This window comes from Rhizobium sp. AN6A, from assembly GCF_900215635.1.
In the GTDB taxonomy this organism is placed as follows: domain Bacteria; phylum Pseudomonadota; class Alphaproteobacteria; order Rhizobiales; family Rhizobiaceae; genus Agrobacterium; species Agrobacterium tumefaciens.
The window spans coordinates 417,336-433,969 of the sequence record NZ_OCNC01000003.1 but is presented as its reverse complement, the minus strand read 5'-3'; the positions used below and the strand labels follow the sequence as shown (position 1 = coordinate 433,969).

Below are 16,634 nucleotides of genomic sequence, written 5' to 3'. Positions count from 1 at the left end.
ATCGGTGCAAATTCACATGCTAAATTTAACCCCCATGCAGGTTGCCTACTGGGTCGGCCGAGAGGCGGACGGGATACTCGGAAAAGTTACGCCGCATCTTTATCTCGAGTTCGAAGGCAGGGGGCTGGAGGCGGAAAGACTGGCCGTCGCGGTCGAAAGGCTTTGCCGGCGTCACCCCATGCTCAGCCTCAGGATCGATGTGGAAGGGCGACAGACGGTGGACCCCGCCGGCCGGCCGCTCCGCCTCGACGTGGAGGACATGGCGGCTCTCAATGAGGAGGCGCTTGCGCACCGTCTTGCCGCCAAACGTGAGGCGTGGAGCCATCGCCAGATCGATCTGCACGTTGCCCCGCCGGCGGCAGTGTCGCTCAGCCTGCTGCCCGCAGGTCGCGCCAGGCTGCATGTGGATACCGACATGCTGGCCATCGATCCCGCCAGTATGCGTATCGTGCTGGAAGATCTCGCCCGCTTTTATGACGCCGACGCGAACGAACTCGAGCCATTGGGGGATACACCACCATCGTTTTTCAGCTGGGCGGAACGTCTTGCATCCGATCCGGAACTCAAAGCCCGGCGTGAGCGGGACCGGCTGTGGTGGCGGCAACATGTTGCCGATATTCCGGAGGCACCACCACTGCCGTTTTTGCCCGACGACCCGTCACGCGCCGTTCACACCGATCGCCTTGCAGCAAGACTTTCTCCGGCTGAACGCAGCAGTCTGGAACGGGTGGCGCGGCGCTGCGGTGTGACCACGTCGACCCTGTTGCTTGGTGTCTTTGCAGTGGTGCTTTCGCAGGCGACGAATGCGGAAAAGTTCCGGCTTTCCGTGCCGGCTTTCTGGCGTGCGCCGCTGGTGGAAGGGGTCGATGGCATCGTCGGCGAATTCTCCAATGTGCTCATGCTTGGCGTTGATATCCGGCCTGAGGAGAGCCTTGAGCGACTGCTTGGACGGCTGTTCGGAGAGATGAACGGGCTCCTGGCGCACCAGTCCTATCCCGGGGTCAGCGTCATGCGCGACCTGTCCCGCCTGCGCGGCGGTTTGCAGACCTCACCGGTTGTCTTTACCGCGGGTGTCGATTTGCCCGGGGGCGAGTTGTTTTCTGAAAATGTGGGGCGCGTGTTCGGCCCGATGATCCACACCGTCTCGCAGGGGCCTGGAGTTGCGCTGGATGCGCAGGTCGCAGCACTCGATGGCGGGCTTTTGATCAACTGGGATGTGCGGCTCGATGCGCTGCCGGAAAGCTGGCTGCGAGCCCTGTTCGACGCCTATACCGCCCTTCTTCGCCACCTCGCCGCCAGTCCCGATCTCGTTTCCGAGACCGTGGCGCGATTAGGCTTGCAAGCGCCGGAAGCGACAGCGCAGACAAAAGGAAAATCCATGGAACGGCCACTCTCAGCCTTGCAAAAGGCCTATCTGCTCGGTCGCGGCACCCATCTGCCGCTGAGCGGCGTGGCGATGCAGGAGTTCCGCGAATATCGCGGCAATATCGATCCGGCATTGTTTCGCTCGCGCCTCACCGCAATGGTCGAGCGGCATGAAAGCCTGCGCACCCACATCGATGAGCGGCGTCTGGTGCAGGTGGTCTCGGAGGAGCCGAAGCTAAACCTTGATATTGTTGATCTTTCGGACCTGTCCGCTGCCGAAGCCGAACAGCGGATCGGCACCGTGCGGCAGGATTTCTCCCATTCCCATTTCGATCTTGCCGCCTCTCCCTGGCAGGTCACGGTGTTTCGTCTGCCGGAGGTTGCGGTGGGGGACAGCGTGGCGGTCTTCCTGCGTTTCGACGCCCTCATTCTCGACGGACGGGGAATAGCCAGCCTTGCGGCGGACCTCTTCGATGATGTTGTGCCGCCCGCATTAGCCGTCGCAGCCACCGCCGCGCAGCAAGATGTAGCAGCGGCCCGTGCCGAGGATGCCGCATACTGGGCTGAGAAACTTGAGGGTGCGGAAGTGCCCTCGCAACTGCCGTGGAAAGCCCCGCTCGAAACCATTGCCGTTTCGCGTTACAGCCGCCAGAGCCTGACCGTGGAAAAACAATGCTTTACCGCCTTTTCACGGATCGGCGCGAAAGAGCGGCTGTTCAAGAATTCGGCGCTGACGGCGGTAATCCTCGATGTGCTGTCGCTTTGGCTGAACGAAGGTGCCCTCGTCGTCGGCATTCCCGTCGCCCCGCAGGTGGAAGGCGCGTTTGCCAATCGCTCGAGCTTCATCGCGGTCAAATGGGATGCGGGCAAGGGCGATTTTGCGGAGCGGGCCGCAGCTTTGCAAACCGATGTGCTTGAGGGCCTCAATCATCTGGCTTTTTCAGGGATCGATCTCAATCGCATCCTTCTCAACGCCAATCCGGGTGGGCTCGCCCTGCCTGTCGTCATCACCAACGGTCTTTCATGGCCCACGCTTTCGCAAGCTTCGACGCTTCGGTGGACGGACGGGCTTACCCAGACGCCCCAAGTCGCGTTGGATTTCCGTTTTTCGCAAGATCCGAATGGCGATCTCGTCCTTGCTATCGACTATGCGGAGCAGGCGATCGATGCCGGAATGGTAGCTGGCATTCTCGGTGCCATAGAGCGTGCGATTACCGCGATCACCGCCAGCGGGACGTTTTCGATGAATTTCCGCGAGATCGTCGACCTGTCTCACTATCGGCTGAATGGCGACGAGCGGAACTTCGTCTGCCCGCCATTCCTGGAACGGATCGCCTCGCATCTTTTCGAAGGAGACGGATCGCGCACGGCCCTCATCAACGGCAAACGGCGCATCTCCTATCACGAACTTGGCGACGCGGTGGCGCGGGCGATGGCGGGCCTTAAGACGCGCGGCATTGGCCGGGGCGATGTCGTAGCGGTGTGCCTGCCGCGCAGCCCGGAGCACACGGCCGTCACGCTGGCCGCTGCACTTATCGGCGCCATCTGGGTGCCGATCGATGCGAGCTCGCCGGAAGACCGCCTGCGGTATTTGCTGACCAATTGCCGCCCGGCCATGATCGTTGCCCGTAGTGTTCCTGAAGGCTTCGACGCCATCAATCCCGATGAACTTCTCTCCGCGCCAGCCGCCTCCAGCTTGCCCGTTAACGCGGCGGAACTGGCGGCACTTTCGGCAAGCGAAGCGCCCGCCTATTACCTCTACACCTCCGGCACCACTGGCAAACCGAAATGCGTCGTGCTCTCTAACAGGGCCACGGCCAATGTCATCGGCAGCACGCTTTCGGAATGGGCGGTGACGGAAAACGACGTCTTCATCTCGGTCACGCCCTTGCACCACGACATGTCGGTTTTCGATGTTTTCGGTGCACTTGCCGCCGGTGCGACGCTGGTGCTGCCGGAACCCGGCGAGGAAAAGGATGCGGTCCGCTGGAACGAGTTGGTGGCCGAACACGGCGTTACGCTGTGGTGCTCGGTGCCGGCGATCCTTGAGATGCTCTTGTCCTGCCGTCGTGGCGACCAGCTCGGCTCGCTCCGGCTCGTCGCGCAGGGCGGTGATTACATCAAGCCCGTGGTTGTCGAGGAGTTGCGCCGGCTGAAACCTGAGCTTCGGCTGATATCGCTGGGCGGGCCGACGGAAACGACCATCTGGAGCATCTGGCACGAGATCGTGGCAGCCGATACCACGGCGATACCCTACGGGCATCCCTTGCCCGGCAATCGCTACTTCATCCTCAACGATCGGGGCGGCCATTGCCCGGAGGGCGTTGTCGGACGCATCCACACAGTGGGCGTGAATGTGGCGATCGGCTATCTGGAAAATGGTGCCATTACCCAGACGGATTTCGTAACGGTCAGCGATACGGATGGATATGCGGTGCGCGCTTTCCGCACCGGAGACCGGGGCCGTTACCGGCCGGATGGCAAGATCATGTTCGCAAGCCGGGTCAACGGTTACGTCAAGGTTCGCGGGGTGCGGGTCTCGCTGCCGGATGTGGAAAATGAACTTATCCGCCACCCCTCCATCCAGCGTGTATTGGTGGTGGATTACGGTGCCGAGCAAAAGGGTGAGGCCGCTATCGGCGTGCTTTATGTTCCGATGCCCGGTCTTGAGCTTTCCACCGCCGATCTGCGCAATTTCGCCCGCAGGCATCTGCCGGAATCGCATGTGCCCGGCCGCTTTCTCAATGTGGCCGATCTGCCGCTCTCGGCCAATGGCAAGCCGGATCGCCGCCGCGCCCGCGAATTGCTGATGGCAGCGGAACCGGTAAAGGCACCCGCGGCTGTAACAGTCAAAGCCGCCGATCAGGGCGATCGCCGGGTGCTGGATATCTATCTCGGCGTGCTGGGCAAAAAACCGGCGAATGTGGACACGAGCAGCGATCTGCTGGCGCTTGGCCTTTTGCCTTCGCATCTGAAAACCGTCTCGGCCGAGATACGCACTGCCTTTGGCGTGGAATTGACGCCGCAACAGCTTTTACGGTGCCGAAACGCCAAACAGGTCAGTTCGCTTTTACCCGCTTCTGCGGCATGAGCCGCGTCATTGCGGCCAAAATCACGGAAATAATTCAAGGAAAAACAGATGGCGCATATCGATCCTGCCGGCGGCTGGCTTCCCCTGACCCAGCCGCAACTCGATTTCTGGGAGGAGTTTTCCTTCCATCCCGACGAGCCGGTCTCCACCGTCGCCCATTACATCGAGCTTTCCGGTGTCGTGAACGAAGGCGCCCTGCTTGAGGCAATCAGGCGCACCGTGCGCGAATCGGAAGTGCTGTTGATCCGTTTTCGCATCGGTGAGGATGGCGAGACGCCGCAGCAACGTTGCGATCCGCTCCACGCTCCGATGGTCGAGCTTGTCGATCTCCGTGCCCATACAGCGCCCTTCGAAGAAGCGCTGGGGCGCATGAACGCGGATGTCGAGGCAAGGCTTGATCTTCGAACCGACAAGCTGTCCGCCCAGGTGCTTTACCGCATCGCCGACGATCGCTACCTCTGGTATATCCGTGCCCATCATATCGTCGTCGACGGTTATGGTCTTACGCTGGTGGAGCAGCGCTGCGGGCAGCTTTACGGGCACTATTGCGGCAAGGGCGAGGCGGGTCCGGATTTCCATCCTTTCCCCAGTTTTCTTGCCGAAGAGGACGCCTACCGGCAAAGCCGCCGTTTCGAAAAGGACCGCGAGTTCTGGACGGCCTATCTCGCGCCGCCGGTGGATTTGCCCGTGCTGGACAAGGATTGCGAGGATTACGGCGGCGGCGGCCTGCATGCCGATGCGGGATTGCCGGAAGGTTTCAGCACAAGACTGCAACAGATATCCGGCGCACTGGAGATAGGCTGGCCGGACCTGCTGGTGCTGCTTTCAGGCCTTTATCTTCACCGTGTATTGCCGCGCCCGGATCGCGATGTGCTGACGCTGTGGTTGCCATTCATGAGCCGCTGGGGCAGCGTCGGCGCGCATATGCCCGCCATGCTCGTCAATATCCTGCCTTTCCATCTGACGATAGAACCGCAGGAGAGCCTCGGGAGCTTCCTTGCGCGCAATGCCGCCAATCTGCGCCGGCAACGCCTGCATGGCCGCTACCGCATCGAACAGATCGCCGCCGATCGCAACATATCAAAGGGCCGGCGGTTTTTCTTCTCACCGCTTATCAACGTCCTGCCCTTCAGCGCGCCGGTATTTGCAGGGCTTACCGTTATCAGGCACATTCTCGCCAATGGTCCGGGCGACGGGTTCAACCTGACCTTCCGTGGCGAGGATGACGGCAGTGATCTGAACCTGCATATCGACGCGGATTCCGCACTGACCGAAGCCGACGATTTCGCGCGTTACCGCGAGGAGTTGCCGCTGTTTCTGGATGCCATGCTGCGCGACGAGGCGCTGGCGGTTCCGGCCGAAGAGGTTTCCGCGGCGTTCCGTCTGGCGGTTTGAGAAGCCGGGTACTCTGCAAAAAGGGGACGGAAATCTCTCTGCCGTCACTCTGCATTTGGTCGGGAGTGACTGGGTGCGGATGGGGTAAACCCAGCTCCGTTATGCAAAACCTGGCCTGATGGGGTGACACGCTGTCCTCCCACACAACGTCATCCTTGGGTTTGTCCCAAGGATCCAATCACGTCCAATTAAATCCAGACGTCGCAGATGCTCGGGACAGGCCCGAGCATGACGGAAGAGAGCTTTCAGGACATTTGTCAAAAAGCAAAACCCGGCGCCGCCACGCGGAGCCGGGTTTATTGGGCAGCCTCGCCAGCACTCAGGCCAGCGTTGTCAGCACCCGGCCCGAAGCGCCCGCTTCGGCGAAACGGCTGAAGACGCCGCTGGTGGTCGTACGCAGCCGGTCGACATCCTCGGGGCCGTAACGGTCGGAGCGGTAGCTCATCAACACGCGGATGGAGCGTTCGCCGCCAATCGTTTCTTCCATCACCTCGAATTGCAGCCCCAGCATGGATTCGTGCTTGTCGGGATCGATCTGGCGGAACTCGACAGTTTTGCCGTCCGGTCCTGTAAGAGTGCCGTTCAGCTTGTTCTTGGCGTGGATCTGGATGAATACCTCGAACAGATGATCTCGACCCGGTGTCATGCCAAGCGCCTCTTCGACGAGATCGATCGGGATTTCGCTGTGTTCCAGAGAGCCGTTGACCGTGTTCTTCACCGAGGAGATCAGTTCGCCGACAGTCATCTCCTCGCGGAAACGCACACGATGGGCAACGACCGTGGTGAAATAACCGATCGTATCGAAGTAACCGCTGTCGGTGCGGCCGGACGCCGACGTGCCGACCACGAGATCGGTCAGCCCGCCCAGATGGCGCAGCGACGCGGCGATGGCGGCATAAACGACGTTGAACAGGGAAGCGCTGTTCTGCTTGGCGATGGCGTAAAGTCCGTCGCTGACGTGTTTTTCCAGTTTGAACTCGATCCAGCCGCCCGCCGGCGCCTCGTCGTGTGCAGCATCTGTCGGCGTGCTGTTCTGTGCGGTGAGAACCAGGCCCTTCGGCGCGTCCCGCAGCATATCGGTCCAGTAGGCAAGGTGGTCGCCGTTGACGCCGGATGCCACCTGTTTTCTGGCGAATTCATGGAAGGGAGCGGGCTTGCTCGCAAAGACGGGAGCCTTGCCCGTGGCTCTTGCCCTATAGGCCTCGGTCAACTCGTCCATCATCAGGTTTACCGACCATTCGTCCAGCACGATATGGTGGAAGAGGAAAGAGAGCACCTGGCCGCCGGTTTGGGGATTGCGCAGGAAACGCAGCCGCATCGGCAATTCGCGGGCAAGGTCGAACCGCCAGGACGCTTCCGTGTGCCGGTCCACGCCTTCGCTTTTCTCGCTCGTCCAGAACCACTTGTAGCCGGGCAGGTCGTGCATTGGCACGATCTTCTGCAGAACCGTGCCATCCTCGACGTAGAAATGGGTTCGCAGGCCGGGATGACGCTCGATAATATCGAGGAATGCGCATTCGAAAGCGCTCTCATCCACCGGATCGAGGAAATCGAGCGCGAAGGGGATGTTGAAAATCTCGCCGAAACCAAAGGCGGCATAGGCTTTCCAGAGCGACATCTGCGCAAGCGAAAGCGGTGCCGTCAGCGACCCGGTCGCGGTTGCTTCCGCCTGTGCAGGGGCGGCGGTTTCGAGACGCGTCGCCTGTTTTGCGAGCGATGCGGCGGTGGGATAGCTGAACAGGTCGTTGAAACGCAGCTCGATGCCGTGATTGCTCAAAAGGCGTCCGATGATGCGGGTCGCGATCAGCGAATGGCCGCCAAAATCGAAGAAATCGTCATCCGGTCCCATGTCTGGCGACGCAAGCGCTTCGCGGAATTCGGCAAGAATTGTCGCGGCAGTCTCGTCGTCGCTTGAGCGGGACGCTGCGGGCAGGGATGCTGCAGCCTCCGGCCCTGCGGACGAGGTTTGATGCGTAATGCCGGAAAAATCCGCACCGCCTTCGAGATGGGCGATGAAACGCTCCAGCAGGAATGCCGTCGCATGCGGCGAGGCCTCCTTGCCGCCGGTCAGTTCCAGACGGATGTGGCCATCAACCGTGCTGCCGGCAGCGAGCGTCAGGCCAAGGCCCGACTGGAGAGAGGGGAGCGGCAGGCGCTCGAACCGGAGCCGCTCGACGGATGAGGTTTCAGCCGATGTTGGCAGCGTCTGAAGCGTGAAGGTGGCAACCTCGTCGTTGTGTTCGCCATGTCGGGCCAACCCAGCCAGCACGGCTCTTTCGGCCTCCTGCGGCGACTGGCCACGCGAGATCGAGACGCGGGCGACCGCATCTGCCGGAAGCGGCAAGCCGGCCTCGTTCCCGGGTTGCAGGGGCAGGCGCAAGGTAACAGTGTCGAGAGCGCCACTGGTCGCCAGAAAAAGCGCGAAACGGGCACCGGTGCGTGCCAGAAGCGCGTCCGTTGCGGCCGAGCCGTTTGGGTCGAGAAGGGCAGCCGGAAGATCGACGCCGTGGCAGTGGCTCGCCGGCTTGGTCCCGCTATCACGCAGAGAGACGACGGGCGTGCCGGAGGCCTGTCCTTGCAGCCAGGGGAGCGGAACTGGATTGACGATGGCGTTTTCGGTGATGCGTGGCGAAAGCGGCTTCGGCGCCTCGCCAGCATAGGCTGCGGCAATAGCGCCCAGCAAAATCTGCGGCGAGAGGGATTCACCAAGCAGGCCATGCACCAGAAGCGCCAGCAGTACCTCTCCTTCGCTCAAGAGCACGATGGCCTGAAACGGCGGATCGATTTCCGCGTCGAACGGGCTTGCCTGAAGGTCGTGCAGAAGGGCCACCGCTTCGTCTTTCGATGCCGTCTGAAACAGTTGCACGAGAGATGCCGAAGGGGCCTCTATGCTCTTGGCAAGGGTGCCGTCTTCTCCAAAGGAAAACCGCACGCGCAGTTCGGGCCATGCCTCGCAAACCGTCTCCAGTGCCGATGTCAGGCGCAGAAGGTCGCTCTCGCCGCCGATGCGGTAGGTGAGAATATGCCGGAAGACCTGATCGGGGTCCTGAAACTGCTGGAACCAGACCCGCTCCTCATATTGGCTTGGCTGCGATCCGCTCCGTGGGGCTTCGTCCGCATTGTCGAAGGTTTGTTCGATGCGGCGCGCAAGCATGCGCGAATTATCTGCTGCCATGGTCCTCTCCTTGGAAATCTAATGTTGAGGTACGTCGCGCCTGGCGGGAAAAGTCCCCTCTTACGGGGATCAGCAGCCCGCGCGCGACTGCTCGATCAGCGCCTGCCAGGCGGCAAGCGTGGGCTGACGGGCGAGATCGTCATAGTAAAGTCGCGTGCCGGCGAGCTGCGAAAGCGGCGGGATGAGGCGCATGAGAGCGAGGGAATGAAGTCCGCAACCGAACAGGTTGGCGTTCGGGCCGATATGTCCCACCTCATCGTCCAGAACCTTGGCGAGATGGGCTTTGAGTTCCGTCGTCATCATGTCCGCCTCCAGCTTGCCAGCCGCCGCGATTGCCGGTTCATTCATCGAAATGATCGTGGACGCCGCTTGCCCCGCGCCGCCAGTAGCCGGAAGCGCGCGTCCATTTGGGGTTCGCGCCGTACTCGCCGATCAGGATGGCGCGCAGGTCTTTCGCCGCTTTCGATTCGCAGGCGACCCAGCTGAAGAAATCGCCCTCAGGCAGTTCAAGCGTACGCAGCGCCTCCGTCAGGGCGTCGTGATCGCCGCCGCCCGCGGCCTTCTGCGTTACCCAGATGATCGACGCGTCAGCTTTCGTGGCGAGGTCCAGGCGATCAGCCTCCGTCTCGACTTCGATCAGCGCTACGACACGGGTGCCCTCGGGCATTTCTTCCAGTCGCCGTGCAAGGGCGGGAAGGCCGGTATCGTCGGCAATCAGCAGATGCCAGTCGAAGGTGAAGGGAATGGTGAACGAGCCGCGCGGGCCTGCAATCCATGCCTTGTCACCCACCCTGGCGGATTTTGCCCAGTTGCTGGCGGGGCCATCATGGTGTGTGGCGAAATCGATGGCGAGTTCACCCTTCTCGGCATCGAAGCTGCGCGGCGTGTAATCGCGCGCGAGCGGGCGCGGTGCGCCTTCGGGAAATTCGAGGCCGTTCGGGCCGATCACCGGCAGGTTAGGTTCGGTTTCGCCGGGAAGCGGGAAGAACATCTTAACGTGGTCGTCAAAACCGAGACTGGCAAAGCCCTCCAGCTCAGGCCCGGTCAATACGATGCGCACCATGGACCGGCTGAGTTTTTCCACGCGGGCCACGTCAAGGCAGCGTAGCTTGACGGCGTAACGATGGCGTTTGGGGGTCCGGTCCGGAACGCCGGTTTCGATGCTTTGTGCAATGCTCATGTTGCTGTCTTCCCTGGGATATCGCCGATGGGGATCGGCAGTTTCGCTTTCCCGGATCGGCATGCCGGACAATCGCGCACCGGAGTTTTCCGGCGGGAGATCCGACGTCGTTGTGTCAAGATGCCCAAACCATAACAGGCGGTTCCAGCCGTCGCAATATAAGTTTCGTCAAAAACTCAAGTTTATGTCCGGCGCATGGTTTGCGCCGGAATTGCGCTCGTCGAAGGGGCGTTTAACGGCGGCCTGCCCAGCTTTCCACCGCGTCCAGCGTATGCAGCGCGCTGGGGATGGACGGCGTCGTGACCCGGCTGGAATCGAGGAAGACGATCCGGCCGTCACGCGCCGGTTTGACGAAGCGTTCCCAGCCGGGAATGATCTTTTCAAGTGCGGCGCGCGTTCCGGCTTCGCCTCGGGCGGGGCTGTTATAGCTGTTCATCACGACCAGCAGATCCGGGTTGAGCTTGCCAAAAGCCTCGGCACTGAGCGGCATCGTCAGGGTGGAGCCCAGCCCGCCCGACGAGGTGGCATTGTCGATTTTCAGCCGTGCATAACCCAGATCCTCGAGCGCCTGCACCGCACCGGACATGTCGCCGACCGCGTTGATCTGGTCGGTCAGCAGAATTGCGAGATAGGTCTTGCCTTTCGCGTCTTCGCCGAGTGCTTTTTTGACGGTCGCGAGTTTCTCATCATAGGTCTTCCGGCGCTCGGCAAAAGCGTCACTTCTGCCAACGAGACCCGAAAGATTCTCCTCGACGCTGAAGCCATAGGTGTGGCCAGTGCTTACCTTTTGCAGATAGACGGGCGCGACGGTGGAAAGTTGCTCGGCCTTGCCGCTGTCCATTTCCGTGGCGACGATCAGGTCGGGTTGCAGCGCCCGCAGCTTTTCGAGATCGATCTGACCCACCGCGCCGAAACCTTTTGGTTTGGTGCGGCCTTCACCGAGAACGGTGTCGATGAAATCAACGGCGGTTGCGAATTTGCCGTCGCTGTTACGGCCATAGGCGCCTACCACATTGGCGCCAAGATCCATCAGCGGCACGCCCAGCAGCGGTTCGTGCATGACGACGATGCGCTGCGGCTGCTCGGGGACGGAGACCGTGCGGCCGGAGGCATCGGTGACGGTTCGCTCAGCGGCAAGGCTGCTTCCGGCGGTCATAAGTGCTGCAACGAGGATGGCAAATCGCATGGCATACCCTTTGTTGAATTTTTTCAGTGGCTGTTGGTTCTGCGCAGCGCCTGCAGGCGCAGCGTGAGGATGAAAAGCGGCACGCCGATCAGCGTCAGCGCAAGGCCTATCGGCATCGGCGTATCGGCCACCAGCCCACGCGAAAGCGTATCGGCGGTCACCACCAGAATGCCGCCCGTCAGCCCCGACAGGAAAAGCCTGGCGCGGCCGACGGCGGGCGACACGAAGGTGGCGAGATGCGGGGCGATGACGCCGAGAAAGGTCAAGGGGCCGACAGCGGTGACGGAAGCGGAGCTGAGGATGACCGCAAAAACGATGACGAGCGGGCGCGACCGTTTGACCGTTTCGCCGAGCGCCATGGCCATCTCGTTACCGAGATCAAAAATCGCAAGCGCCCGGCCGATGAGAAAAATGCCCACAAGGCTGGCCGCGAAAAGGGGCGCGAATACGAGGATGATCGGCCAGCTCGCCTGAAACAGCGAACCCGCCATCCAGTCGGCAAGCGACAGCGATGTTTCCGTTGGCGTGTAGAGCAAAAGCACTGATGAGACTGATGAAAGGGCGGATTCGATCGCGATGCCCATCAGCAGGATGGCGAGCCCGCTGGAACGTTCGCGTCCGACAAGCGCTATGAGTAGGAAGGCCACCGCAAGGCCACCGCCGACGGCCGCAAGCGCCACCATGGTCTTGGGCGCCGCCGGCACCAGCACCAGAAGCAGCATGATGGTGGTCATCGACCCCTGGCTCAGACCGAACAAGCCGGGATCGGCAAGCGGATTGCGCGCGACCGATTGCAGCATGGCCCCGGCCAGCGCAACGCTCCATCCGGCCATGAAACCAAGCAGGATGCGCGGCAGCCGCACCGTCCACAGCGCATAGGCCTGATCGTCGCTCAATTGCCCACCGGCAAGGCCGTGCAGGAGGTCAATGAGACCGGTCTGTGTATTTCCGAGACTAATGGAAATGGCGGCCAGCACCAACGCCAGCAGGATCAGTGCAAGGCCGGCCTTCAGGTTGCCGATGCCGATCTGCAGACCGCTCGGCAGCCGCAGGACCGCTTTGCCATCGGTGGCCAATTGCCTTTTCATGACATCCCTCTTCATGACAGTCTATTGGCCAAAGGCGAAAGATAGAAGCGCTTGACGATGACGATGAAGACGAGACCGCCGAGCAGGTCCATGAACAGTCCGGTATTGACCACATACGGCCTGAACAGGGTTTGCGCGCCGAGATCGGCCAGCACGCAGAGACTCGCCCCGACAAGGGCGGAAGCGGGTAAAGCGAGGGTGAAATTCACCCCGACCAGCGGCCGGACCATATGTGGAACGATGAGGCCGACGAAGCCGATGGGGCCGCAGATGGCCACGGCCGAGGCGGAGGCCAGCATGGTGGCGAAAAGTGCGATCCGGGATACGCGCGTGACGTTGACGCCGGCGGAAGCGGCTTTTTCCGCACCCAGCAGAACCAGCGTCAGCGGGCGGGCGACCGACCACAGCATCACCATCGCAATGGCGCCAATCCACCAGAAATCGGTGAGGCGCTCGGCATAGACGTGGTTGATATTGCCGCCGACCCAACTCAGGAATTCGGCGCGACGTGTGGGGTTTGACAAAAGGAGGGCATTGGTGACCCCGATCAGCAGCATGGAGACAAGCGCACCGGACAGGATGAGCGACAGGCCGCGCGGATCGTTTGACCGCCCGGCCAGCCGGGCAACGAGGAAGCAGGCGCCAAAGCCGAAGCCGGCGCCGATAAGCGCGACGAGCCCCTGTATTTCGGGCGAGAAATCGAACACCAGCGCACCGGCGACCACAAAAAGCGTCGCACCGGCATTCAGGCCCAGGGTGGAGGGCGAGGCGAGAGGATTGCGGGCAAGCCCCTGCAGCACGCAGCCACTGACGGCCGTGGTGGCGCCGACATAGATCGCAATCAGTGAGCGCGGGATTTGCTGATAGAGGAGAACCGACTGTTCATAGGTTTCGGCCTCGCCATGCAGGAGCGTCGTCGCGATTTCGGCAAGAGGCAGGTCGCCAGTCATCAGCACGAGGTTGATGACGAGAACAACGGCCAGCAAGATCGCGGCGGCAAAGATCAGCATTATTTTAGATGTCATGCCGGAATGGCCTGTTCCTGCCGCTCCAGCCGCGGTACGCAGATGAGCCGCCCCTCCCGGGAAAATATGTCGGCCTCGAGATCAAAGACGTCGGCAACATTGGCTGATGTGACCGTATTCGCGACAGGCCCGGAGGCGAGAACCCGTCCGGCTTTCAGCATGATGACGTCATCGGCGAAGGTGGAGGCGAGGTTGAGATCGTGCAGCACGACGATAACAGTTTTGCCGTGCCTGTCCGTCAGTTCGCGCACGAGGCTGAGAACGGCATATTGATATTTCATGTCGAGATGGTTGACCGGCTCGTCCATCAGGATCACCTCCGTGTCCTGAGCGAGCACCATGGCGATGAAGGCGCGCTGGCGCTGACCGCCGGACAGCGTGTTGACCTGCGCCCTGGCCTTGTCTTCCAGCCCGACGGTCTTCAGCGCTTCGGCAAAAAGCGCCCGGTCGCGTTCGGATGGACCGCCGCCAAGCCCGTAGCGGGCATAACCCGCAAGCTCGATCAATTCGCCAAGCGTCATATAGTCAGGGCAATGGCATTCCTGCGGCAGGTAGGAGATGCGGCGGGCGAGTTCGCGGCGTCCGATCTCGCCGATCAGGCGGTCACCGAGGCTTACCCTGCCTGATGATAAAGGCACGAAACCCATGATGGTCTTCAACAGCGTCGACTTGCCACAGCCGTTGGGTCCGACCAGCGCTGTGACGCGGCCGGTTTGAAAGCGGGCAGACAGGCCCTGCAATACGGGGATGTGTCCGTAACTCGCATGAAGGTCCGTGGCATCAAGCACCGGATTACAACTCCTGTTATTCATAGGGCCATGCGTCGACACGACGCACGTCTTATCTAAGCTGTTGAATTCACATATAGAACTTGCGGAAATCGGGTTCCGTACCGGCAAGCGCGACAGGCTGGTCTTGAAGCGACACTAAACTATAGTAAAATTCTCCACAAATCGAAATTTGCCGATTCACATCGCGGATTTCGTGATGATTTTTTCATTCGAGGTATTTCATGTCAGTCGCGCTCAAGCTTCACGTCGGCATGTCGCTGGCGCCAACCTGGCTCAGCGGCGAGGCATGGCGGCGTCAAGACAGCGGTATAGACGGGGTTTTCTCCAGCGATTATTTCGTCGATCTTGCAAAGCGCGCCGAGGCTGCGCATGTGGATTTTGTCTTCCGGCCCGACACGCTGTTTCTGCGCACCGAGGGGCTGGAGACCGGCGGCGGATTTGCGAGCATGGATCCGACCATGCTTCTGGCCGCCATCGCACGGGAGACCAGCCATGTCGGCCTGTTATCCACGGTTTCGACGACATTCCTGCCGCCTTATGTGGTTGCCCGCCAACTGCAATCGCTGAACTGGCTGAGCAACGGCCGGGCGGGATGGAACATCGTCACGGCGCTGGACGGCCACGAAAATTTCGGCTTGAAAGAAATGCCGTCGCCGCAGGAGCGTTATGAACGCGCCGCCGAGTTCACGCAGGTAGTACAGCAGCTCTGGTCGAGCTTTCCCAACGAGGCGCTGAAGCTGGACAAAGAGAGCGGGCGTTTTGCCGATTCGTCGATGGTCCAGCCAATCGCACATGAAGGAAAGCACTTCAGCGTCAAAGGCCCGCTCAACCTGCCGGCCCATTCCAGCCGTATTCCACTGGTGCAGGCTGGAGCTTCCCCCGAAGGCCGCGATTTCGCAGCCTCCGTTGCGGACGCGGTCTTTGCCTCGACGCCGGATATGCAGGCTGCAATCGAACTTCGGGCGGATTTGCGGCAGAGGGCTGAGCGGCATGGACGCTCACCAGATGTGGTGAAGTTGATGCCGGGTCTCAGTCTTTATCTGGCGGACACCAGGAACGAGGCGCTGGAGCTGTTTGCGGAGACCCATGCAAGGGCCAACCGTGGCCGCGTATTTGCATCCATTCAAAATCTGACGGGTCTTGACCTTTCCGACTGGTCGCTCACGCGGATCGTCACCCCGTCTGACTTGCCGCCGCCGCCCGAGACACCGAGAAGCCGCACCCATGCCAATCTGCTCCGCCGGCTGATCGAACGGGAAACGCTGAGCGTTGCCGAATTGTTGCGGCGACCGGAAGTGATGGGATCGGGCCACTGGCAGATCATCGGCACGGTCGAGGATGCTTTTGAAAGCATCCGCGAATGGGTGGCGGCCAGCGCGATAGATGGTTTCGTCGCGGTGCCCGGCGGTTCGGTCGCATCGATGCGGCTGGTGCTGGAGCGGCTGCTTCCAAGGCTTGGTGATGCCAGGCTCTTCCGCACCGCCTATTCCGGCCGCACCTTCGCCGACCACCTGGCCGGATAGGTTTACGAGCCGCCGGATTCTGCCGTCGCCTTTCCGGCCGCTTCAAGAAGCTGCGGAAAGTGCCGCTCCGTCTCGGCGGTCGCGAGGAAAGAAACGGTGGTGACGACGCAACAGATTTCGCCCTGCGCGTCGAAAACCGGGGCGGCCTTGCCGGTCAGGGCGGAGAACAGGTGTTCGTTGAGTTCCGCGCCGCCTGTCTCACGAATGGCGTGCAGGACTTTAGCGTCTGGACAGGACCCGCGAAAGGCGGGCGGCTGCAGCTTGCGCACCGACGCTGTCCTATCCGGTGGCAAATAAGCCTGAAAAACCAGCCCGCAGGCGCTGTTATCCAGCGGTAGAACATCCCCCAGCGCCACGGTGCTGATGGAGAAGCTGGCACTCCTGTGCCACTGCACCACGGTCGGGCCGCGATCCGTCCAGATCGCCACACCGCAACTGGCGCCGATCTTCGAGGCCAGTGCTTTCATCTGTCGACCGGCGGTTTCGACCGGATTGATTCGTCTGAGCGCGCTGACGCCTATCGAGAGCGCGGTTGGGCCGAGGTCGTAGCTGCCGGTTGCAGGATCCTGCCCCACCAGTCCTTCCCGCACGAGGCTTTGCAGGTAACGATGAGCTGTGGAGCGGCCTGTGCCGGCGCGTTTGGCGAGTTCGCCGAGTGCTAGCGCCCCGTCCGATTTTGCCAGAAGGTCGAGAAAGCGTGCAGCAATAGAGACCGATTGAATGAGGGCAGAGCGCTTCTCTCCGTCGTTTTCAGGCAGATTGTCCCGCTCGTCATCCATGGCGTCCAAGTCCGCTCCCCGATTTATGTCGTGAAC

The 16,634-nt window shown here is 61.5% G+C and carries 11 protein-coding genes; 3 read left to right on the top strand and 8 right to left on the bottom strand.

Going from position 1 to position 16,634, the window contains the following annotated elements:
* The first annotated feature begins 16 nt into the window (after positions 1–16).
* Together CRO62_RS05880 and CRO62_RS05875 are read left to right on the top strand one after the other, a co-directional pair.
* A complete protein-coding gene (locus tag CRO62_RS05880; RefSeq protein WP_097099547.1) occupies positions 17–4,456 on the top strand; it encodes an amino acid adenylation domain-containing protein in 4,440 nt (1,479 codons plus the stop codon).
* 48 nt (positions 4,457–4,504) lie between these two features.
* Positions 4,505–5,851: a condensation domain-containing protein gene (locus CRO62_RS05875; RefSeq protein ID WP_097099546.1), complete on the top strand. Its 1,347-nt coding sequence runs from the start codon at positions 4,505–4,507 to the stop codon at positions 5,849–5,851.
* Positions 5,852–6,170: 319 nt separating this feature from the next.
* Here CRO62_RS05875 and CRO62_RS05870 read toward each other — a convergent pair whose 3' ends face one another.
* The 7 genes from CRO62_RS05870 to CRO62_RS05840 form a co-directional block, all read right to left on the bottom strand.
* Positions 6,171–9,026, bottom strand: a complete 2,856-nt coding sequence (locus CRO62_RS05870) for a condensation domain-containing protein (RefSeq protein WP_097099545.1) — start codon at positions 9,024–9,026, stop codon at positions 6,171–6,173.
* Positions 9,027–9,095: 69 nt separating this feature from the next.
* Positions 9,096–9,374 (bottom strand): phosphopantetheine-binding protein, encoded by a 279-nt coding sequence (locus CRO62_RS05865; RefSeq protein WP_097099544.1) that lies wholly within the window; start codon positions 9,372–9,374, stop codon positions 9,096–9,098.
* Positions 9,367–10,206, bottom strand: coding sequence for a siderophore-interacting protein (locus CRO62_RS05860; protein ID WP_097100396.1), 840 nt, complete (start codon positions 10,204–10,206; stop codon positions 9,367–9,369). Before CRO62_RS05860 ends, CRO62_RS05865 begins: the two co-directional genes overlap by 8 nt.
* Before the next feature lie 232 nt (positions 10,207–10,438).
* Positions 10,439–11,392, bottom strand: a complete 954-nt coding sequence (locus CRO62_RS05855) for an ABC transporter substrate-binding protein (protein WP_097099543.1) — start codon at positions 11,390–11,392, stop codon at positions 10,439–10,441.
* 23 nt (positions 11,393–11,415) lie between these two features.
* Positions 11,416–12,480 carry a FecCD family ABC transporter permease gene (locus CRO62_RS05850; RefSeq protein ID WP_097099542.1) on the bottom strand — a complete coding sequence of 355 codons (1,065 nt, stop codon included), beginning with the start codon at positions 12,478–12,480 and terminating at the stop codon, positions 11,416–11,418.
* Between the two features lie 11 nt (positions 12,481–12,491).
* Positions 12,492–13,505 carry a FecCD family ABC transporter permease gene (locus CRO62_RS05845; protein WP_097099541.1) on the bottom strand — a complete coding sequence of 338 codons (1,014 nt, stop codon included), beginning with the start codon at positions 13,503–13,505 and terminating at the stop codon, positions 12,492–12,494.
* Positions 13,502–14,317: an ABC transporter ATP-binding protein gene (locus CRO62_RS05840; protein WP_097099540.1), complete on the bottom strand. Its 816-nt coding sequence runs from the start codon at positions 14,315–14,317 to the stop codon at positions 13,502–13,504. The genes CRO62_RS05845 and CRO62_RS05840 overlap by 4 nt, the downstream gene beginning before the upstream one ends.
* A 200-nt stretch (positions 14,318–14,517) precedes the next feature.
* Between CRO62_RS05840 and CRO62_RS05835 the strand changes: the two genes are divergently transcribed.
* Positions 14,518–15,819, top strand: a complete 1,302-nt coding sequence (locus CRO62_RS05835; RefSeq protein WP_097099539.1) for an NtaA/DmoA family FMN-dependent monooxygenase — start codon at positions 14,518–14,520, stop codon at positions 15,817–15,819.
* A 2-nt stretch (positions 15,820–15,821) separates the two neighbouring features.
* Here the strand turns inward: CRO62_RS05835 and CRO62_RS05830 are convergent, their stop codons facing one another.
* Positions 15,822–16,598 carry an IclR family transcriptional regulator gene (locus CRO62_RS05830; RefSeq protein WP_097099538.1) on the bottom strand — a complete coding sequence of 259 codons (777 nt, stop codon included), beginning with the start codon at positions 16,596–16,598 and terminating at the stop codon, positions 15,822–15,824.
* Positions 16,599–16,634: the final 36 nt, after the last annotated feature.

Coding starts and splice junctions, on each gene's coding strand:
- CRO62_RS05880 (WP_097099547.1), top strand. CDS start 17: ATGCTAAATTTAACCCCCATGCAGGTTGCCTACTGGGTCGGCCGAGAG.
- CRO62_RS05875 (WP_097099546.1), top strand. CDS start 4,505: ATGGCGCATATCGATCCTGCCGGCGGCTGGCTTCCCCTGACCCAGCCG.
- CRO62_RS05870 (WP_097099545.1), bottom strand. CDS start 9,026: ATGGCAGCAGATAATTCGCGCATGCTTGCGCGCCGCATCGAACAAACC.
- CRO62_RS05865 (WP_097099544.1), bottom strand. CDS start 9,374: ATGAATGAACCGGCAATCGCGGCGGCTGGCAAGCTGGAGGCGGACATG.
- CRO62_RS05860 (WP_097100396.1), bottom strand. CDS start 10,206: ATGAGCATTGCACAAAGCATCGAAACCGGCGTTCCGGACCGGACCCCC.
- CRO62_RS05855 (WP_097099543.1), bottom strand. CDS start 11,392: ATGCGATTTGCCATCCTCGTTGCAGCACTTATGACCGCCGGAAGCAGC.
- CRO62_RS05850 (WP_097099542.1), bottom strand. CDS start 12,480: ATGAAAAGGCAATTGGCCACCGATGGCAAAGCGGTCCTGCGGCTGCCG.
- CRO62_RS05845 (WP_097099541.1), bottom strand. CDS start 13,505: ATGACATCTAAAATAATGCTGATCTTTGCCGCCGCGATCTTGCTGGCC.
- CRO62_RS05840 (WP_097099540.1), bottom strand. CDS start 14,317: ATGAATAACAGGAGTTGTAATCCGGTGCTTGATGCCACGGACCTTCAT.
- CRO62_RS05835 (WP_097099539.1), top strand. CDS start 14,518: ATGTCAGTCGCGCTCAAGCTTCACGTCGGCATGTCGCTGGCGCCAACC.
- CRO62_RS05830 (WP_097099538.1), bottom strand. CDS start 16,598: ATGGATGACGAGCGGGACAATCTGCCTGAAAACGACGGAGAGAAGCGC.